A 15,728-nucleotide genomic window follows, 5' to 3' on the forward strand; every position below is an offset into this window, starting at 1 on the left:
ATAATTAAACTAAACCCTTAATGGGTTTAGTTTATCTAATATAAGATTTTAAACAAACACCATCTACACTTAATTCATAAGCTTTTTTTAGATTGTTTTTTAAAGTATCAAGCAAAAGTAAAATTTTAGAATCAAACATATAAAATTCAGCTATTTTTGAAGCAGTTTTGGCCAAATTTTCATCTTCTATTAAAATATATTTTGCCCCTAGTGCATTAGAAAGTAAAATTTCTTCCTCATTCTTAGCATATATAGCAAAATCTATTTTTTCATCTTTTGCACTTTTTATATTTTGCTCATTATAATCAAAACAATTTACATTTGTTTTTATAAAAATATTTTCATAAAAACTAAATTTTTGCATATTTATCAAAGGGTGTCCAAAAATCAACATAATTTTTCCTTTACCTTTAAAAGACAATAATTTCTAAAACCACGGTTGAAAATTTTATAATCTTTCATTCCTTGTAGTTCATCATAAACCTCGCTACCTTTATAAAGCAAAAATGAAGTTTTTTCATCATAAAAACCATTTGAAATTGCAATCAAAGGTTTTATATCCATCAATGCTCTTGAGGTGATTAAATCTGCTTTAAAAGGTGGATGATTTTGTAATTTTTCCTTTATAATACTTACATTTATCAAATTAAGTTCAGTTTTGATTACTCTTAAAAAAGAAGCCTTTTTAACACTAGGCTCAAATAGAAAAAAATTACTATTTCCCAAAATACATGCTAAAAATATCGCAGGAAAACCGGCTCCACTTCCAATATCGATAACCTTTTTTTTATCAGTCAAATCACAATAATCTAAAATTTTTATACTATCGATAATATTATCGTCTATGTTTTCAAGATGAGTTAGATTATGTACAGCATTAAATTTTTTTAGCAACTCTTTATAGAGTGTGATTTTTTGGAAAAAATCATCTTTATTTGCAAAGTCTTTTAAAAAATTTAATTGCTCTTCGTAAGTTTTCAATTTAAATGCCCCATTTGCGTATGTTTAATTTCTAAATAATCTTTATTAAAACGATTTGCTTCAATTAAAATAGGAATTCTTAAATTTACTTTTCCTTTCAAAGAGCTAAGTTTTTCAGGGTTATTAGTCAAAAGATTAATCTTAGAAATCTTATAATATTTGAGTATAAAATCTACTATTTCATAACTACGCTCATCTGCTTTAAATCCTAATTGATGATTTGCCTCTATAGTGTTAAAACCTTTATCTTGTAAAGCATAAGCATTGATTTTATTAAAAAGCCCTATACCTCTTCCTTCTTGTCTTAGATAAATCACCATACCACCATACTCTTGGATATATTTTAAAGAAAAATCAAGCTGTTCTCCGCAATCACACTTTAAACTTCCTAAAACATCGCCCGTTAAACATTCTGAATGGATTCTAATATTAACTTCTTTTTCTAATTTCCCTTTAAAAATACAAAGATGTTCTTTATCGTTTTCTTTAAAACTTTGTATATTAAATTCTCCAAAACGAGTGGGAAGTTTTGCTATTTCAGAAATTTGAATAGTCATTATTTTACTTTACCTTTTTATAAAAAATATGCTAGAATTTAAGCAATTTTAACAAACAAAAAGGAAATTTATGTTTAAACGCTTTAGAAGATTAAGACTTAATGAGAATATTAGAAGCCTAGTAAAAGAAAATACTTTAAATTTAGATGATTTAATCTATCCACTTTTTGTTGTCAATGGTACTAATATTAAAAATGAAATCACGTCTATGCCAGGTGTGTTTCAAATGAGCTTAGATGAAATTTTAAAAGAATGCGAAGAGTTAGTTAATCTTGGTATTAAAGCGATTATTTTATTTGGTGTGTTGGAAAGCTCTAAAAAAGATAGCTGTGGCAGTGATGCATTAAGTGATGATGGTTTGATAGCTACAAGTCTAAGAGCTATTAAGGCAAAATTTCCTGATTTAGTAGTGATTACTGATCTTTGTTTTTGTGAGTATACCGATCATGGTCATTGTGGCATTATTGATCCAAAAAGCAAAAGCGTAGATAATGACTTAACTTTGGAAATTTCAGCCAAACAAGCTCTAATTCATGCCAAAAACGGCGCTGATATGATAGCACCAAGCGGTATGATGGATGGTATTATTGAAACTTTAAGAAAAACCTTAGATGAAAATGGTTTTGAAAATTTACCTATTATGGCTTATTCTACCAAATTTGCCTCAGCTTATTATGGGCCTTTTAGAGATGTGGCTGATTCTGCACCAAGTTATGGAGATAGAAAAACCTATCAAATGGATTTTGCCAATGGTAAAGAAGCCTTATGTGAGAGTTTAGAAGATGAAAAACAAGGTGCTGATATTTTGATGGTTAAACCAGCACTTGCGTATTTAGATGTAGTTAAAGATATAGCAAATCACTCTAAGCTTCCACTTTGTGTGTATAATGTAAGTGGAGAATATGCTTTGTTAAAAGCGGGTCAAAAAGCAGGTGTGATTGACTATGAAAAAATAGTGCTTGAAACTATGCTTGCCTTTAAAAGAGCAGGAGCTAAGCTTATTATAACCTATCATGCAAAAGAAATTGCAAAACTACTAAACAAATAAGGATCAAGATTGAATAGTCTAAGTAAAAAAAGTTCTCAAGATATCATCAATGAGTTATCAAGCCATTTAGGCATAGAAAAGCACAATCAAACTATATTTCATCTCACCCACATTAACGATAAAGAAAAAAAGTTAAGCCTAAAAAATGGCCATGAGTTAGCACCTGAACCATGGTTTATAGTAGACGAAAATGATGAAGTTAAAACTATGTTTTCTGTAAAAACCTTAATTGAGTTCTTACAAAATGCCAAAGAAATGCAAAAAGATAATTTTGAGCTTAAACTTGAAAAGGCTATTTATCAACAAATTCCTATTGACTTTAATGATGTTTGGACAGTTGCAATGGATGAGATTAAACATCAAGTAGCCAAAGGTATAAAAGAAGTTAATATTGATTTAGATCAATTAATCAGCAATATCCATGCAAAACATCCTAACTTGTTTATTGATATGAAAGAAATGATGCAAAAGGTAAAGTTAAATGAAAGATTATAAAAGCTTTATTAAATACTCTAAAGCAGGACCTAGATACACTTCTTATCCTACTGCAGTAGAATTTAACACTCAATTTAAATATGAGGATTATATACAAATTTTAAAAGAACAAAAAGCGCAATTATCTTTGTATTTTCATTTGCCTTTTTGTAGAAGCGCTTGTTATTTTTGTGGTTGCAATGTAATATATACTGCTAAAGAAGAAAGCAAAGAAAGATATTTAAACTATCTTTTTAAAGAACTTGATCTTTTAGCAAATATCATCAATACTCAAAGAGAAGTAGCACAAATGCATTTTGGTGGTGGCACACCTACTTTCTTTTGCGCTAAACAATTACAAAGTTTGATTTTAAAAATAAAAAGTATTTTTCCAAATTTTACCCAAGATAGCGAAGTAAGTTGCGAGATTGATCCTAGATTTTTAAATGAAGAACAAGCAGATGTTTTAATCCAAAATGGTTTTAATCGTATTAGTTTTGGTGTGCAAGATTTTGATGAAAAGGTTCAAAAAGAAATTCATAGAATTCAACCTTTTGAATTAACCAAAAATGCAGTAGATATGGTAAGAAAAAAAGGTATTAACTCGGTAAATATGGATTTAATCTATGGTCTTCCTTATCAAAGCCTAGAAAGCTTTAAACAAACTTTAGAAAAAGCATTATTAATCAATCCTGATCGTTTTGCTATTTTTAACTACGCACATGTGCCTTGGCTTAAAAAAAATATGAGAAAATTTGATGAAAGTACATTGCCAAGCCCTGATATAAAGCTTCAAATTTTAGAATATTGTGAAAAATTTTTAACTCAAAATGGCTATAAAATGATAGGAATGGATCATTTTGCAAAACCACAAGATGAACTTTTTAAAGCTTTAGAAAATGGCAGCTTACATAGAAATTTCCAAGGTTATACCACAAAAGGTGGAACTGATTTAATTGGTATTGGCTTAACAAGTATAGGTGAAGGACAAAGACATTATATGCAAAATTTCAAAGATATGCCAAGCTATGAAAAAGCTATTGATGAGGGTAGATTACCTTGTGAAAAAGGCATTATGCTTAATGATGATGATGAACTAAGAAAAGCTGTTATTATGGAACTTATGAGTAATTTTGCCCTTAATATAAAAAATGTAGAAAGTAAATTTAAGATTGATTTTTTTGAGTATTTTAAGCATGATTTAAAAGAACTTGAAGGGCTTAATGAATTTGTCACTATAGATAAAAATTATATCAAAGTTAATGAAACAGGAGTGCTTTTAATACGTAATATTGCTATGTGTTTTGATAAATATCTAAAACGTATTAGTGAAGATAAAAAAGTATTTTCCAAAACGGTTTGATATGTTAAACATTAATGAAATCTCTAATGCTTGCGTAAAATGTGGCAAATGCATACCAGTTTGTACTATACATGAGATAAACCGCGATGAGAGCACTTCTCCTCGTGGTTTTTTGGATCTAATCAGCGCTTATGAAAGCCAAGAACTAGAACTTGATAAAAATCTTAAAAAAACTTTTGAATCATGTTTTTTATGTACAAATTGCGTTGAAGTTTGCCCAAGTCATTTAAGAGTGGATAGTGCTATTGAAAAAGTACGCTTTGATATAGCTCAAAAATTTAGCATAGCATGGTATAAAAAACTTGCTTTCTTTTTTCTAAGACATAGAAGAACTTTAGATATTTTAGCAAAATTAGGCTATGTTTTTCAAAGTTGTGCTTTTAGCTTACAATATAAAAATTTGGGAATGAAAGCCAAATTTAACCTACCTTTAATAAAAAAAGGTCGTTTGCTACCTTCTTTAGCTAAAAAAAGTTTTTTAGCTTCAAATCCTGATTTTATAAATAATCAGGGCGAAAAAACTATAGGACTTTTTATAGGATGTTTATCTAATTATTCTTATACTAATACAGGTTTTGCCTTACTTGAAATTTGCAAGCATCTTAAAATTAATGTTGATTTATTAAAAGATCAATCTTGTTGTGGTGCTCCTCATTATTTTACCGGAGATTTTAAAAGTGTAGAAAAATTGGCTAAAAAAAATATTGTTTATTTTGAAGAAAAATTAAAAACACTAGATTATATCATTATTCCAGAAGCAACCTGTTCTGCGATGATTAATATAGATTATGAACATTTTTTTCATATGCAAAAAGATAAAGAATGGGCAATAAGAGCTAAAAATATTTCTAGTAAAATACTACTTGCAACAAAGTATTTTTATGAATATACTAATTTAGAAGAACTTTTAAAAACAAAGAAAAAAATAAACACAAAAATTGCATATCATGATCCTTGCCATGCAAGAAAAATGCAAGGAGTTTTTAAAGAACCAAGAACTTTACTGAAACAAAATTATGTTTTTAAAGAACTTATTAACTCGAATGAGTGTTGTGGTTTTGGTGGAGTGAGCATGCAAACTGATTATCATAAAAAAGCTTTACAAGTTGGCATAAAAAAAGCTCAAAACATACAAAAAAGTGATGTGGAAATCATTAGCGCAGAATGCTCAGCTTGTAGAATGCAAATTTCAAATGCACTAGAGCATGAAAAAATCTCCACGCAGTTCTTACATCCTTTAGAATTAATAGCAAGATCACTTCAAGATTAGTAAAAACTAATCTTGATTTTTTATGTCTTCAATATTTGATCTATTTTTTTCTATTAAAATTCTATTTTGTTCTATGTTTTCACTATTTTTTTTGCATTCATTTTTTAAGATTTCTATATTTTTATATAAAATCTTTATTTTCCTTTCATAGCGATTAATTAGTAAAAACACTATAAATAAAAATAAAATTAAAATAGCCCAGTTTAAAAACGCCATAATCTATCTCTCCTTAGATATATTAGTATTTTTTATCTTAAATTACAATTCTTTTTAAATTAGGGGAAAGTTTGACTAAAATTTCATAATTAATAGTATTAAAAAAATTAGCCATAACATTTGCATCATTCATAACACAAATTTCCTCACCACCATTTTCACAAGAAAAACTATCCATAGACATTTTTCCAAGTATTTTTTTACCATTAGGAAGAAAAAATTCTTGTTTTCCATCATAGCGCAAAAGTCCATCTGCATAACCTAAATCATAAGTTGCTATTTCAAGATCTTCTTTTGCATTATACATACCACCATAACCAACACTTTGACCTTTTTTTAACACTCTTTGGCTTAATTTTTCAGCCCATAAACTCATGACTTTACGTAAATCTTTACTAAAATACGCATAACCAAATTGTACAAGCCCTACTCTACAATACTCATCAACTTCTAAAGTATTTGCTCTAAATAAGGCTTCAGAATTATGAGAGTGAAATACTAAGTTTTTAGCCTCTTCTTGTAATAAATTATAAATTAACTCTTTAGCGTGTTGGAATTTTTGCTTTTGCACAAAATAACTTGCATCTATTTCATCACTTCCTGCAAAATGCATCATCACTCCATGAAGTTGTAAACTATGATTTTTAAGCTCATATATAGTTTCTTGAATTTCTTCAGGTAAAATTCCATTCCTATGCATATTTGTATCTATAACTAAATGAATTTTGATATTTTTTTTGAGTTTTTTTATATCATTTTTATCATTTAAAGCATAAATAAATTTTTCACTTTCATTGCCATGTGGATGATGGGATAAAATTAAAATATTATCAAAAATATCTTCTAATTCTTTTGCCTCAGCTTCATTTTTTACTGCTATAAAATTTACACCTTTTGCTCTAGCTATAGGAGCTAAAAGCTTAGCTCCATGCCCATAAGCATTATCTTTAAAAACACAAATTACTTTTTCATAACCCCCAGCCTTAGAGGCTATTAAATCAAGATTGTATTCATAAGCCAAGCGATCAATTTTTATATAAGCCATTACTGTTCAGCTAAAATTTGCATTTTATCTTCAACTAGCTTGACATAAAGAACTTTTTCTCCTTTGAATTTATAATTAGTACTGCGATAATCTTCATAAAATCCTATTCTAAAAATTTTTTCATTTTTTTCATTTGGATAAGGACTTATACTAAGATCTGAAAATTTAATATTTTTTTCTTCTTTTTTTGCGAAAATTCTTTCTTTATTTTTTGCAAACTGTTCATACGTAGATTTATTGTTATGTTTAAAAATTTTTTTATCATAAAAAGATAAATATTTATTGATATCACTTTTTTGCCAACTATCTTTCCAAGCAAATAAATTTGCTAATAAAATAGCTATTTCTTCATGACTTGCTCTTACTTTATTTTTTTCTTCTGTCATTGCATAAGCTTTTCTATCGGCTACTAATTTATTAAAATCTTCTAGCAAATCATTTTGCACAGCAATACAACCTCTAGTCTTATAAGTATCTAAACGCGTTCCATCCAAAGGATAACCATGAATCCAAATTCCACCACCTGTTTTACCTAAAGTTTTATCTAAAACATTTGGATAAGTTGTTGCAAAAGCAAATGGTCCATAATATGGATCACCAGGATAAAATTTCTTTCCAAGCTCATAAAAACCTATAGGAGTTTTTAAATCCCCTTCTACTTCTTTATCTCCAGCTAAACCAGTTAAAACATCTTTTTGAATAAATTTCTTTTCTACTTTGCCATTATTATAATGATAAACTCTAATGATTTTATCACTTTTATTAGTTAAAACGATTGCAACATTTTCTTCATAGTAACCAAGGCTAACATTTTTATCTTTTATTTCATTAAGCCAAAAATCTTTCTTACTTAATTCTTGTTCTAATACCTTTTCAACCGCATTAATACCTTGATTTAAATAAATTTTTGCAAGTTCACTTGCATTTGCAAATACAGCTAAACTAAACAATGCTAATATAACTTTAAACAATTTATACCTTTCTATTAAAATTTAAAACAACAAAGAGCTAATTATAATATTTTTACAATAAATATATTTTTAATTTTTTCCGTGTATAATGTTTATAATTAACCAAATTAAAAAAGGAAAATAATGAAAAAAATACTCAGCTTAGCTCTTTTAAGCACTTTTACCTTAGCTAACAACATCACTGTAAATGATCCCTATGTAAGACAAACTCCACCAAATTCCAAAACCACGGCCTTTTTTTTAGAGCTTAAAAACAACTCTAATAAAGATATAAAACTCATCAAAGCTCAAAGTTCATTAAGCGATACAGCTGAAATTCATGATCATATCATGGAAAATGGTAAAAAAATGATGATACAAATCCCTCAAATTACTATAAAAGCTAATTCAAGCACCAAACTTAAACCTGGTGGTAAACATATTATGGTATTAAATCTTAAAGAAAATATCACACCACAAACCAAAGCTAATCTAACGCTTTACTTTGATGATAATAGCACAATCAAACTAAAAGATATCGAGTCAAGAAGCATTAAAAAATAATGAAAAATCTACTTGTCTTTGCCCTAGCTATAGTCTTTGCTATATGCGGGGCTTATTTTTATACTAATTCATCAAATACCGGGAAAAAGAGAGAATTAATCACCACTCTAACGCCTCTAACATGCGATCTAAATACCCAAGAGTGTGAGTATAATTTTAAAGATAAAAAGGTATTAGTAAATTTAAATCCAAAGCCTATAGCCACATTAAACGAGCTTGATTTAAATATCACTAATTTAGGTGAGTTTAAAAAACTCAATGCTAGGGTTTATGGACTTAATATGTATATGGGAGATATTGTTCCACAATTTAAAAAAATCAACAATACTTACCATGCTAAATTAGTTTTAAGCTCTTGCACGCTAGATATAATGCGTTTTAGAATAGAGCTTTTTGATGATGAAACTCCGCTAGATTTTTATTTTGACTTTGATGTAAAAAGGTAAAATATGAAAAAAATAAATATTTTTTTATTAATTGTGGTAATTTTTGGGGTGTTTTTTATATCTGTGCGGTATTTTGAAAATAACAAATACAATTTTCACTTAAATTCTGAAAAAGGCATACTTAGTTTAAAAGATTTTATTGGTAAAAAATTAATTGTATATTTTGGCTATACATATTGTCCTGATGTCTGTCCTAGTGAGCTTGCCTTGATTGCTAATGTTTTAGAAAAAATGCCAAATAAAGAAAAAGCTCATGTGGTATTTATCTCACTAGATCCAGCAAGAGATAGCAACTTAACTCAAACTAATCAATGGGTAAAGTATTTTTACCCAAATTCAACTGCATTAGTTGCTAAAGATGAAAAAGAATTAGAAAAAGTTACTAAAAACTATGGTGTGGTATATGAAAAAATCAATCTTAAAGATTCTGCTATGGGATATTCTATAGCGCATAGTGGCGAGTTTTATTTGATTAATGAAAATGGAAAATTTATTAAAACCATCAAAGATATTAGCTATGAAAACTTTTTCAATGAAATTCAAAAATTCTTAAACGAATAAATTTCTCAATTTATTCGTTTCTTAAAGTATCTAAAATATCTACTTGCGTTGCTTTTTTAGCAGGATAATAAGAAGATAAACTCACTATCACAATAGCACCAAAAAGTGTAGCACAAAAATCAACTAAAGAAAGCTCTAATGGCAATTTACTCATACCATAAACATCACTTGGTAAAGAAATGATGTCAAAATTTCCAAGCACCCACAAAGCTATAGCTGCAAGAATCACACCTGCTATAATACCACTTCCACCTATTAAAAATCCTAAAGAAAAAAAGGTTTTCTTAATCTCTAGTTTACTAACTCCTAAAGAAAGTAACAAAGCTATCTCACTACGACGATTCATTACTATCATCAATAAAGAACTTACTATATTTAAACTTGCAACCAAAATAATCAACATCAATACTATAAACAAAGCTCTTTTTTCCAAAGCAAGCGCTGCAAAGAAATTCCCATTTTGCTCCCACCAACCTATACTAGCATACCTTGCACCCAAAAAAGCTTCAATTTGCTTAATATCCTCAAAAGGTTTATTTGAATACACATGCACTCCATCATAATGTCCTTGGGGATATGACAAAATCTTAGCTAAAGCTTTTACATCTGTATACATATAAGCTTTATCATAGGCTAATAGTCCTGAAGAAAAATCAGCCTTAACATCAAATCTTTTAACCTGTGGGATAAGTGAAAGTCCACTAGCATTTAGATTTGAAAAAATTAGAGTTATTTTTTCATTATAATCAAGTCCGAATTCATCTTTTAAACCCTTACCAATTAAAATATCAAAATTATCTAATTTTTTATCCTCTAAAGCTTGCGCTACTACTTCATTGATCTTTTTTTCATCTTCAAAATTAACCCCAAAAAGCATACCACCTTCTAATTTTAAATCATTTCTTGCTATAACCTGAGTAGCAATATAAGGACTAAATAATAAATTTGGAAATTTAGCTCTTAATTCTTGCAATAATTTATCATCCACACTTGCTCTAAAACGTGGCAATATAGTGATAGGATAATTCATCGTAAAAAGTTTTCTTTCAAATTCTTTATCAAAGCCATTCATAATAGCCATTGCAACTAAAAGCACGCAAAGCCCTATGCTCACACCTAAAAAAGCTAAAATTTTTGAAAGCATAATAAAGGGTTGATCTTTATCAAAACGCAAATATTTAAATAATAAATAACGAGGAATATTTTTTTGCATTTTCTACTCTTAATATTTTTTTAAGTATTTTAACTTGATTTTTATAAAAGCTAGCTTTGTATTATTTAAGATAATATATAAAGGCACTATTATCATGAAATTCAACTACAAATCTTAGTGGTAAAATTCTCACATAAGTTTCACTTTGTGCACTTGCTTGCTCACTTTTTACAAAGTCTTTTACATCTATTTTTGAATTAAAAAAACAATCAATTAAATCATTTTTATGAGCATTTAAAAAGTTAAATTTATCTAACTTTGTCATTTTCTCTTCAGCTACTATACCAAAATCATTACGTATTAAAGCTTTCAAATCACTTGGTGTATATACTAACTCACAAGCATATTCTAAATTTTTATTTTTACTTTTAGTCATAGCCATAGAAATAGTTTCATTTTGATGATAAAGGATAAAATTTTTATTAGAAAGTTCTGCCCAAAATATAAATTCATCTTGGGCAGTGGCATTAAAAATTATAAGGATTAATAAGCAAACAATTCTTTCCACTTGTCAGCATCAATTTTAAGTTCTACATTTACTCTATAAAGACCATCTTTAAAGTCTTGATCAACTACACTTGCATTTTTAATCAAACCATTTACCTGCGCTGTGATAGTTGAGCTTTTAAGCATTGCATCTTTTACTGTATCTTTACCATTAACTCTTACACCATATAACTTACTAGCTAATTGTCTATAAGCATCGGTGATTGCTGCTCTTTTAGCCAAAGCCAAAGCTTGACCAACAGAAACCGTATTTAAAGGAGCAATACCCTCGCCCACTGCTGTAAAAGTTAGATCATTGTCTGCACTTGTATCATTTGCAAGCATTTTTTCTTCTCTAATGATATTACGCACATCATCTTTGTCTACTTTTTGAACCACAACATCAGAACTTGCAGCTTGAGCAGCTTTAGTTTGATTTGGATTCATACCTCTTTGATCTAGCGCACAAGCACTAAAACCCAAAGCCAAACAAAACATAAAAACAACTTTTTTCATTTTTTACACCTTCAATTTATTTGATTTTATCAAAATAGCAAAAAGTATTCCAAAATTTTTACTATTCTAAATTTAAATCCATATTAGTTTCAGCATCTAATTCCTCATCTTCTTCTTTAGGACATTTAGCAATGCTTACAACCTCATCATTTTCCACATTAACAACAATCACACCACTTGTATTTCTACCTGCTTTTCTAATACTTTGCATATCAACGCGTATCATCTTACCACTACTTGTTAACACCATTAAATCCATACTTTCATCAACTATAACTATTCCGATTAAATCTTTTGTTTTAGCAGTAAGTTTCATACAAATAACACCCTTGCCGCCTCTACTTTGAAGCCTATATTCCCCAGCATCAGTACGCTTACCTATACCTTTTGCACTTACACTTAAAATTTCTTGAGCGTCTTTTTCTATAACAACAGCACCTACAACCTCATCATCTTTTTCTTTAAATTTAATCGCAGTTACCCCTCTACTTACACGACCAATCTCTCTAACTTTAGCAAGTGGGAATTTAATACACATGCCTTTTTTAGTAACTGCAAAAAGCATTTTGCCAACGACAGTATTATCAAGCTCTTCATTAGGTTCAAGCATTTCATTTTCTAAAATTTCTTCATAATTTTGTTCTTGAGTTTCATTTTCATCCCTTGCTACGATAATTGCAGTAACAAGTTCATCATTTTCATCTAAGTTGATCGCTTTTACACCTACGCTTCTAATGTTTTGATATTCACTTAAATTTGTGCGTTTTACGATACCATTTTTAGTAAAGAAGCACAATGATTTACTCTCATCAAAATCAGTAGTTGGGATAATTGCCATAATTTTTTCATCTGCTTGTAAATTAATGAGATTAACCACGGCTTTACCTTTAGCAGTTCTACTTCCTTCAGGAATTTTATAAACTTTAAGCCAGTAAAGCTGTCCGCGATCAGTAACAAACATCAAGGTATCATGCGTATTTGCTGTAAAGAAACTTTCTATAAAATCATCATCATAAGTTGTGACTGCAACTTTACCTTTACCGCCGCGTTTTTGTTTTTCATATTGTTTACTTGGGACACGCTTAATATAACCACGATGAGTGATAGTAACCACCATGTTTTCATTTGGTATCAAATCTTCTATATCAATATCATCATAATCATCTTCAATTTGAGTGATTCTTGGTACATCAAATTTTGTTCTGATTTCTTTTAACTCATCTTTGATTAAATTTTCAAGCAAAGTCTCACTTTTTAAAATTTGATCAAGTCTTTCAATTTCTGCTAATAATTCTCTTAATTCATTGTCAATCTTTTCTCTCTCAAGTCCTGTTAAACGGCCTAGTTTCATATCTAAAATCGCATTAGATTGAAGTTCACTTAGGCCAAATTTTTGCATTAACAAATTTTTAGCCGTTGGATTATCAGGAGAGTTTTTAATCAAAGCTATCACTTCATCAATATTATCTAGTGCAATTTTTAAACCTTCTAAAATATGCGCTCTAGCTCTAGCTTTTTGCAATTCATAAATAGTTCTTCTAATAATTACAGTTTTTCTATGATTTAAGAATAAATTTAAAAGCTCAATTAAAGAAAAAACTTTTGGTTCTTTATTATGTATAGCAAGCATAATAACACCAAAAGTACTCTCCATAGTAGTGGATTTAAAAAGATTATTTAACACAATCTCACTCATAGCATCACGTTTTAACTCAATTACCACGCGAATTCCTTCTCTATCGCTCTCATCTCTAACTTCAGCAATACCTTCAATTTGTTTTTCTTTAGCAAGTTCAGCAATTTGCTCTATTAATCTTGCTTTATTAGTTTGATAAGGAAGTTCATCTATAACAATAATATCTTTATTAGCTCTTTTTTCAATATGAGTTTTTGCTCTTACTTTTACCCTACCACGACCTGTGCGGTAAGCTTCTATAATACCTTTTTTACCAAAGATAATACCACCAGTTGGAAAATCAGGTCCTTTAATAAATTGCATTATTTCTTCTAAGCTTGCATTTTTATTATCAATTAAATAAAGTAAGCCATCAATAAGCTCATTTAAACTATGCGGAGGAATATTAGTAGCCATACCTACTGCAATACCGCTTGAACCATTGAGTAATAAATTTGGCACCCTAGCAGGTAAAACATCAGGTTCATTCATAGAATCATCATAATTTGGTATAAAATCAACCGTGTCTTTTTCTATATCACGCAAAAGCTCTTCAGCTAAAATCGTCATCCTAGCTTCAGTATAACGCATCGCAGCAGCGCCATCTCCATCAATAGAACCAAAGTTTCCTTGTCCATCTACACTTGGGTAACGCATAGAAAAATCTTGCGCCATTCTTACTAAAGCATCATATACAGCTGTATCACCGTGTGGATGGTATTTACCGATTACATCACCCACTATACGCGCTGATTTTTTATACGCACTACGACTTCCCACACCTAAATCATTCATAGCATATAAAATTCTTCTATGAACAGGTTTAAGCCCATCTCTAGCATCAGGTAAAGCACGACCTATAATAACACTCATAGAATAATCTAAATAACTACTTTTTATAGAACTTTCTATATCTATATTTTCAATATCTGAATCTTTAGTAAAAATATTTTCCATAAAAATCCTTAAAATTAATGCCTATATTGTATCAAATTTTGCATTAGCTAAAACTAAAGCAAAAAGCACTTCAATATTATTTTTTTCTAAAAACTCTTTTGCTTCAAGTAAACTTAATCCTGTAGTTACCACGTCATCTACTAAAATTACAGGGTATTTTGGATGCCTTAAAAGCTTATAAGATCTTTTATTATCTTTACGAAATTGCAAACTTTTTCCACTATATTTAAATTCTGAACTAGCTTGCAAAGTATAATACATAGGTTTTATAAATTGAGTTTTTAAATGTTTGGTTAAAATAGCAGTATGAGAGTAGTTTTTATATGTTTTATCATCCAAGGCTATAGCATTAATTTCACAAGATGGTTGAAAAAAATCTTTAAATTTAGCAAAGCTTAATTTTGCAAGCGCATTTAAAACAAAATATCCTTGAAATTTGTGTTTAAAATAAATTAGATGTTTAATTTGTTCATATTGATAAAAATAATAAACTTTAAAATTTCCCTCAAGTTCTCTTATGCCCAAAGAATATTCTAAAAGTTCTTCCTTGCAAGCTGGACAAAAGCTCGCAAAGGAAAATCCATGACAATTAAAACACCTCACAAAGAGCTGATAATATCTGCAGATTTATTAGCCACTTGTTTTATAAGAAGCTGAGTAAAAAAAGGTAGATCTTTGATATTATAAAAACCTTTAACTTCTTGTTTGGTTTTAATATTAATAGTTTTATTGATATTAATATCTTTTAGTATTAACTGACTAGCAATAATTGAAAATAAAGAATCAGAATCAAATTTAGAATAAAAATCATTAAAACTCAAATCTACTTTTAAAACATAAGGAGAATCTTGTGTATCTTCCACTACAACTATACCTCTATTTTCTAATTCTTCTTTTAAAAACACATAAAAATAGTAGTTAAAATTTTCATTGATGTAATAATTACTTCCATTAGAAGAAGAATATTTTAAATTCTCATTTAAATCATACACTCTATGAATATAAACTTTTTTCAAAGAAACACTTTTATCAAGCGTTCTTTTATTTGCACAATACTTAAGCCCTACATCACTAATATATACAAGGCCTTTAATTTTTGCTTCATAAGCTTTAGGACTAGAAGGATTATAACACTCTGCTTGAATTTTTATAACTTCATTAACCTTAGCTATACCTTGATTTTTAGAATTTACCGCACAAGCACTAAAAAATAAAGCTAGAGTAAATATAAATATTTTTTTAAGCATCTTCTTTCCTTAGAATCATCTTTTTAAAGATTATTATTTTTTTGAAATAGCAAAAATTATACCAAAAACAAATAAATTTTACTAAAACTTACTTTTTTTCACACAAGAAGAATTTTATATAAAAAAAATTATATAAAAATTGACATTTAAATAAAAATT

General features: G+C 28.6%; 19 protein-coding genes. 7 read left to right on the forward strand and 12 right to left on the reverse strand.

The window, feature by feature from the left end:
- Nucleotides 1–31: 31 nt before the first annotated feature.
- The 3 genes from L8X40_RS06780 to ribA are packed head-to-tail and all read right to left on the reverse strand — an operon-like array spanning nucleotide 32 to nucleotide 1,538.
- Nucleotides 32–394, reverse strand: a complete 363-nt coding sequence (locus L8X40_RS06780; protein WP_087700853.1) for a hypothetical protein — start codon at nucleotides 392–394, stop codon at nucleotides 32–34.
- The gene (gene rsmG, locus L8X40_RS06785) at nucleotides 388–981 is read right to left on the reverse strand and encodes a 16S rRNA (guanine(527)-N(7))-methyltransferase RsmG (protein WP_263667577.1); all 594 of its coding nucleotides are present in this window, start codon (nucleotides 979–981) and stop codon (nucleotides 388–390) included. Before rsmG ends, L8X40_RS06780 begins: the two co-directional genes overlap by 7 nt.
- Nucleotides 978–1,538 carry a GTP cyclohydrolase II gene (gene ribA / locus L8X40_RS06790; protein ID WP_214126441.1) on the reverse strand — a complete coding sequence of 187 codons (561 nt, stop codon included), beginning with the start codon at nucleotides 1,536–1,538 and terminating at the stop codon, nucleotides 978–980. Before ribA ends, rsmG begins: the two co-directional genes overlap by 4 nt.
- A gap of 70 nt (nucleotides 1,539–1,608) precedes the next feature.
- Here ribA and hemB point away from each other — a divergent pair, with 70 nt between their 5' ends.
- From hemB to L8X40_RS06810, 4 genes are read left to right on the forward strand one after another with little or no spacing between them, the layout of a single operon-like run.
- On the forward strand, nucleotides 1,609–2,586 hold the full coding sequence (gene hemB, locus L8X40_RS06795; protein ID WP_261530303.1) for a porphobilinogen synthase: 978 nt from the start codon (nucleotides 1,609–1,611) through the stop codon (nucleotides 2,584–2,586).
- Between the two features lie 9 nt (nucleotides 2,587–2,595).
- The gene (locus tag L8X40_RS06800) at nucleotides 2,596–3,081 is read left to right on the forward strand and encodes a DUF2603 domain-containing protein (protein ID WP_087700857.1); all 486 of its coding nucleotides are present in this window, start codon (nucleotides 2,596–2,598) and stop codon (nucleotides 3,079–3,081) included.
- Nucleotides 3,068–4,423, forward strand: a complete 1,356-nt coding sequence (hemN, locus tag L8X40_RS06805) for an oxygen-independent coproporphyrinogen III oxidase (RefSeq protein ID WP_214126439.1) — start codon at nucleotides 3,068–3,070, stop codon at nucleotides 4,421–4,423. Before L8X40_RS06800 ends, hemN begins: the two co-directional genes overlap by 14 nt.
- Before the next feature lies 1 nt (nucleotide 4,424).
- Nucleotides 4,425–5,693, forward strand: a complete 1,269-nt coding sequence (locus L8X40_RS06810) for a (Fe-S)-binding protein (protein WP_263667578.1) — start codon at nucleotides 4,425–4,427, stop codon at nucleotides 5,691–5,693.
- A 6-nt stretch (nucleotides 5,694–5,699) separates the two neighbouring features.
- Here the strand turns inward: L8X40_RS06810 and L8X40_RS06815 are convergent, their stop codons facing one another.
- From L8X40_RS06815 to L8X40_RS06825, 3 genes are read right to left on the reverse strand one after another with little or no spacing between them, the layout of a single operon-like run.
- On the reverse strand, nucleotides 5,700–5,909 hold the full coding sequence (locus tag L8X40_RS06815; protein ID WP_261530300.1) for a hypothetical protein: 210 nt from the start codon (nucleotides 5,907–5,909) through the stop codon (nucleotides 5,700–5,702).
- A gap of 37 nt (nucleotides 5,910–5,946) precedes the next feature.
- Complete coding sequence (locus tag L8X40_RS06820) at nucleotides 5,947–6,954, reverse strand: alanine racemase (RefSeq protein WP_261530299.1); 1,008 nt, start codon at nucleotides 6,952–6,954, stop codon at nucleotides 5,947–5,949.
- Nucleotides 6,954–7,940: a L,D-transpeptidase family protein gene (locus L8X40_RS06825; protein ID WP_261545292.1), complete on the reverse strand. Its 987-nt coding sequence runs from the start codon at nucleotides 7,938–7,940 to the stop codon at nucleotides 6,954–6,956. The genes L8X40_RS06820 and L8X40_RS06825 overlap by 1 nt, the downstream gene beginning before the upstream one ends.
- A 108-nt stretch (nucleotides 7,941–8,048) precedes the next feature.
- Between L8X40_RS06825 and L8X40_RS06830 the strand changes: the two genes are divergently transcribed.
- Genes L8X40_RS06830 through L8X40_RS06840 form a run of 3 tightly spaced genes read left to right on the forward strand, consistent with a single transcriptional unit; the run spans nucleotide 8,049 to nucleotide 9,475 of the window.
- Nucleotides 8,049–8,468, forward strand: coding sequence for a copper chaperone PCu(A)C (locus L8X40_RS06830; protein ID WP_263667579.1), 420 nt, complete (start codon nucleotides 8,049–8,051; stop codon nucleotides 8,466–8,468).
- Complete coding sequence (locus L8X40_RS06835) at nucleotides 8,468–8,914, forward strand: hypothetical protein (protein WP_261530297.1); 447 nt, start codon at nucleotides 8,468–8,470, stop codon at nucleotides 8,912–8,914. Before L8X40_RS06830 ends, L8X40_RS06835 begins: the two co-directional genes overlap by 1 nt.
- 3 nt (nucleotides 8,915–8,917) lie before the next feature.
- The gene (locus tag L8X40_RS06840) at nucleotides 8,918–9,475 is read left to right on the forward strand and encodes an SCO family protein (RefSeq protein ID WP_261530296.1); all 558 of its coding nucleotides are present in this window, start codon (nucleotides 8,918–8,920) and stop codon (nucleotides 9,473–9,475) included.
- Between the two features lie 10 nt (nucleotides 9,476–9,485).
- On the opposite strand, the gene L8X40_RS06845 is transcribed toward L8X40_RS06840, so the two are convergent.
- From L8X40_RS06845 to mapA, 6 genes are all read right to left on the reverse strand, one after another.
- On the reverse strand, nucleotides 9,486–10,688 hold the full coding sequence (locus L8X40_RS06845) for an ABC transporter permease (RefSeq protein WP_263667580.1): 1,203 nt from the start codon (nucleotides 10,686–10,688) through the stop codon (nucleotides 9,486–9,488).
- Nucleotides 10,689–10,749: 61 nt separating this feature from the next.
- The gene (locus L8X40_RS06850; protein WP_263667581.1) at nucleotides 10,750–11,196 is read right to left on the reverse strand and encodes a hypothetical protein; all 447 of its coding nucleotides are present in this window, start codon (nucleotides 11,194–11,196) and stop codon (nucleotides 10,750–10,752) included.
- Nucleotides 11,172–11,690, reverse strand: a complete 519-nt coding sequence (locus L8X40_RS06855) for an LPP20 family lipoprotein (RefSeq protein ID WP_087700868.1) — start codon at nucleotides 11,688–11,690, stop codon at nucleotides 11,172–11,174. Before L8X40_RS06855 ends, L8X40_RS06850 begins: the two co-directional genes overlap by 25 nt.
- 61 nt (nucleotides 11,691–11,751) lie before the next feature.
- Nucleotides 11,752–14,322 carry a DNA gyrase subunit A gene (gene gyrA / locus L8X40_RS06860; RefSeq protein WP_263667582.1) on the reverse strand — a complete coding sequence of 857 codons (2,571 nt, stop codon included), beginning with the start codon at nucleotides 14,320–14,322 and terminating at the stop codon, nucleotides 11,752–11,754.
- 21 nt (nucleotides 14,323–14,343) lie between these two features.
- Nucleotides 14,344–14,925, reverse strand: coding sequence for a ComF family protein (locus L8X40_RS06865; RefSeq protein WP_087700870.1), 582 nt, complete (start codon nucleotides 14,923–14,925; stop codon nucleotides 14,344–14,346).
- Nucleotides 14,922–15,569: an outer membrane lipoprotein MapA gene (mapA, locus tag L8X40_RS06870; protein WP_261545283.1), complete on the reverse strand. Its 648-nt coding sequence runs from the start codon at nucleotides 15,567–15,569 to the stop codon at nucleotides 14,922–14,924. The genes L8X40_RS06865 and mapA overlap by 4 nt, the downstream gene beginning before the upstream one ends.
- Between the last annotated feature and the right edge of the window lie 159 nt (nucleotides 15,570–15,728).

The sequence above is a fragment of the Campylobacter sp. CNRCH_2013_0855 genome, assembly GCF_025773025.1.
In the GTDB taxonomy this organism is placed as follows: domain Bacteria; phylum Campylobacterota; class Campylobacteria; order Campylobacterales; family Campylobacteraceae; genus Campylobacter_D; species Campylobacter_D jejuni_C.

Excerpts from the sequence above, each read along its gene's own strand:
- L8X40_RS06835 (WP_261530297.1), top strand. The coding sequence starts at position 8,468 with ATGAAAAATCTACTTGTCTTTGCCCTAGCTATAGTCTTTGCTATATGC.
- L8X40_RS06815 (WP_261530300.1), bottom strand. The coding sequence starts at position 5,909 with ATGGCGTTTTTAAACTGGGCTATTTTAATTTTATTTTTATTTATAGTG.
- L8X40_RS06855 (WP_087700868.1), bottom strand. The coding sequence starts at position 11,690 with ATGAAAAAAGTTGTTTTTATGTTTTGTTTGGCTTTGGGTTTTAGTGCT.
- hemN (WP_214126439.1), top strand. The coding sequence starts at position 3,068 with ATGAAAGATTATAAAAGCTTTATTAAATACTCTAAAGCAGGACCTAGA.
- L8X40_RS06840 (WP_261530296.1), top strand. The coding sequence starts at position 8,918 with ATGAAAAAAATAAATATTTTTTTATTAATTGTGGTAATTTTTGGGGTG.
- hemB (WP_261530303.1), top strand. The coding sequence starts at position 1,609 with ATGTTTAAACGCTTTAGAAGATTAAGACTTAATGAGAATATTAGAAGC.
- L8X40_RS06810 (WP_263667578.1), top strand. The coding sequence starts at position 4,425 with ATGTTAAACATTAATGAAATCTCTAATGCTTGCGTAAAATGTGGCAAA.
- L8X40_RS06830 (WP_263667579.1), top strand. The coding sequence starts at position 8,049 with ATGAAAAAAATACTCAGCTTAGCTCTTTTAAGCACTTTTACCTTAGCT.
- L8X40_RS06845 (WP_263667580.1), bottom strand. The coding sequence starts at position 10,688 with ATGCAAAAAAATATTCCTCGTTATTTATTATTTAAATATTTGCGTTTT.
- L8X40_RS06820 (WP_261530299.1), bottom strand. The coding sequence starts at position 6,954 with ATGGCTTATATAAAAATTGATCGCTTGGCTTATGAATACAATCTTGAT.
- L8X40_RS06780 (WP_087700853.1), bottom strand. The coding sequence starts at position 394 with ATGTTGATTTTTGGACACCCTTTGATAAATATGCAAAAATTTAGTTTT.
- ribA (WP_214126441.1), bottom strand. The coding sequence starts at position 1,538 with ATGACTATTCAAATTTCTGAAATAGCAAAACTTCCCACTCGTTTTGGA.
- mapA (WP_261545283.1), bottom strand. The coding sequence starts at position 15,569 with ATGCTTAAAAAAATATTTATATTTACTCTAGCTTTATTTTTTAGTGCT.
- gyrA (WP_263667582.1), bottom strand. The coding sequence starts at position 14,322 with ATGGAAAATATTTTTACTAAAGATTCAGATATTGAAAATATAGATATA.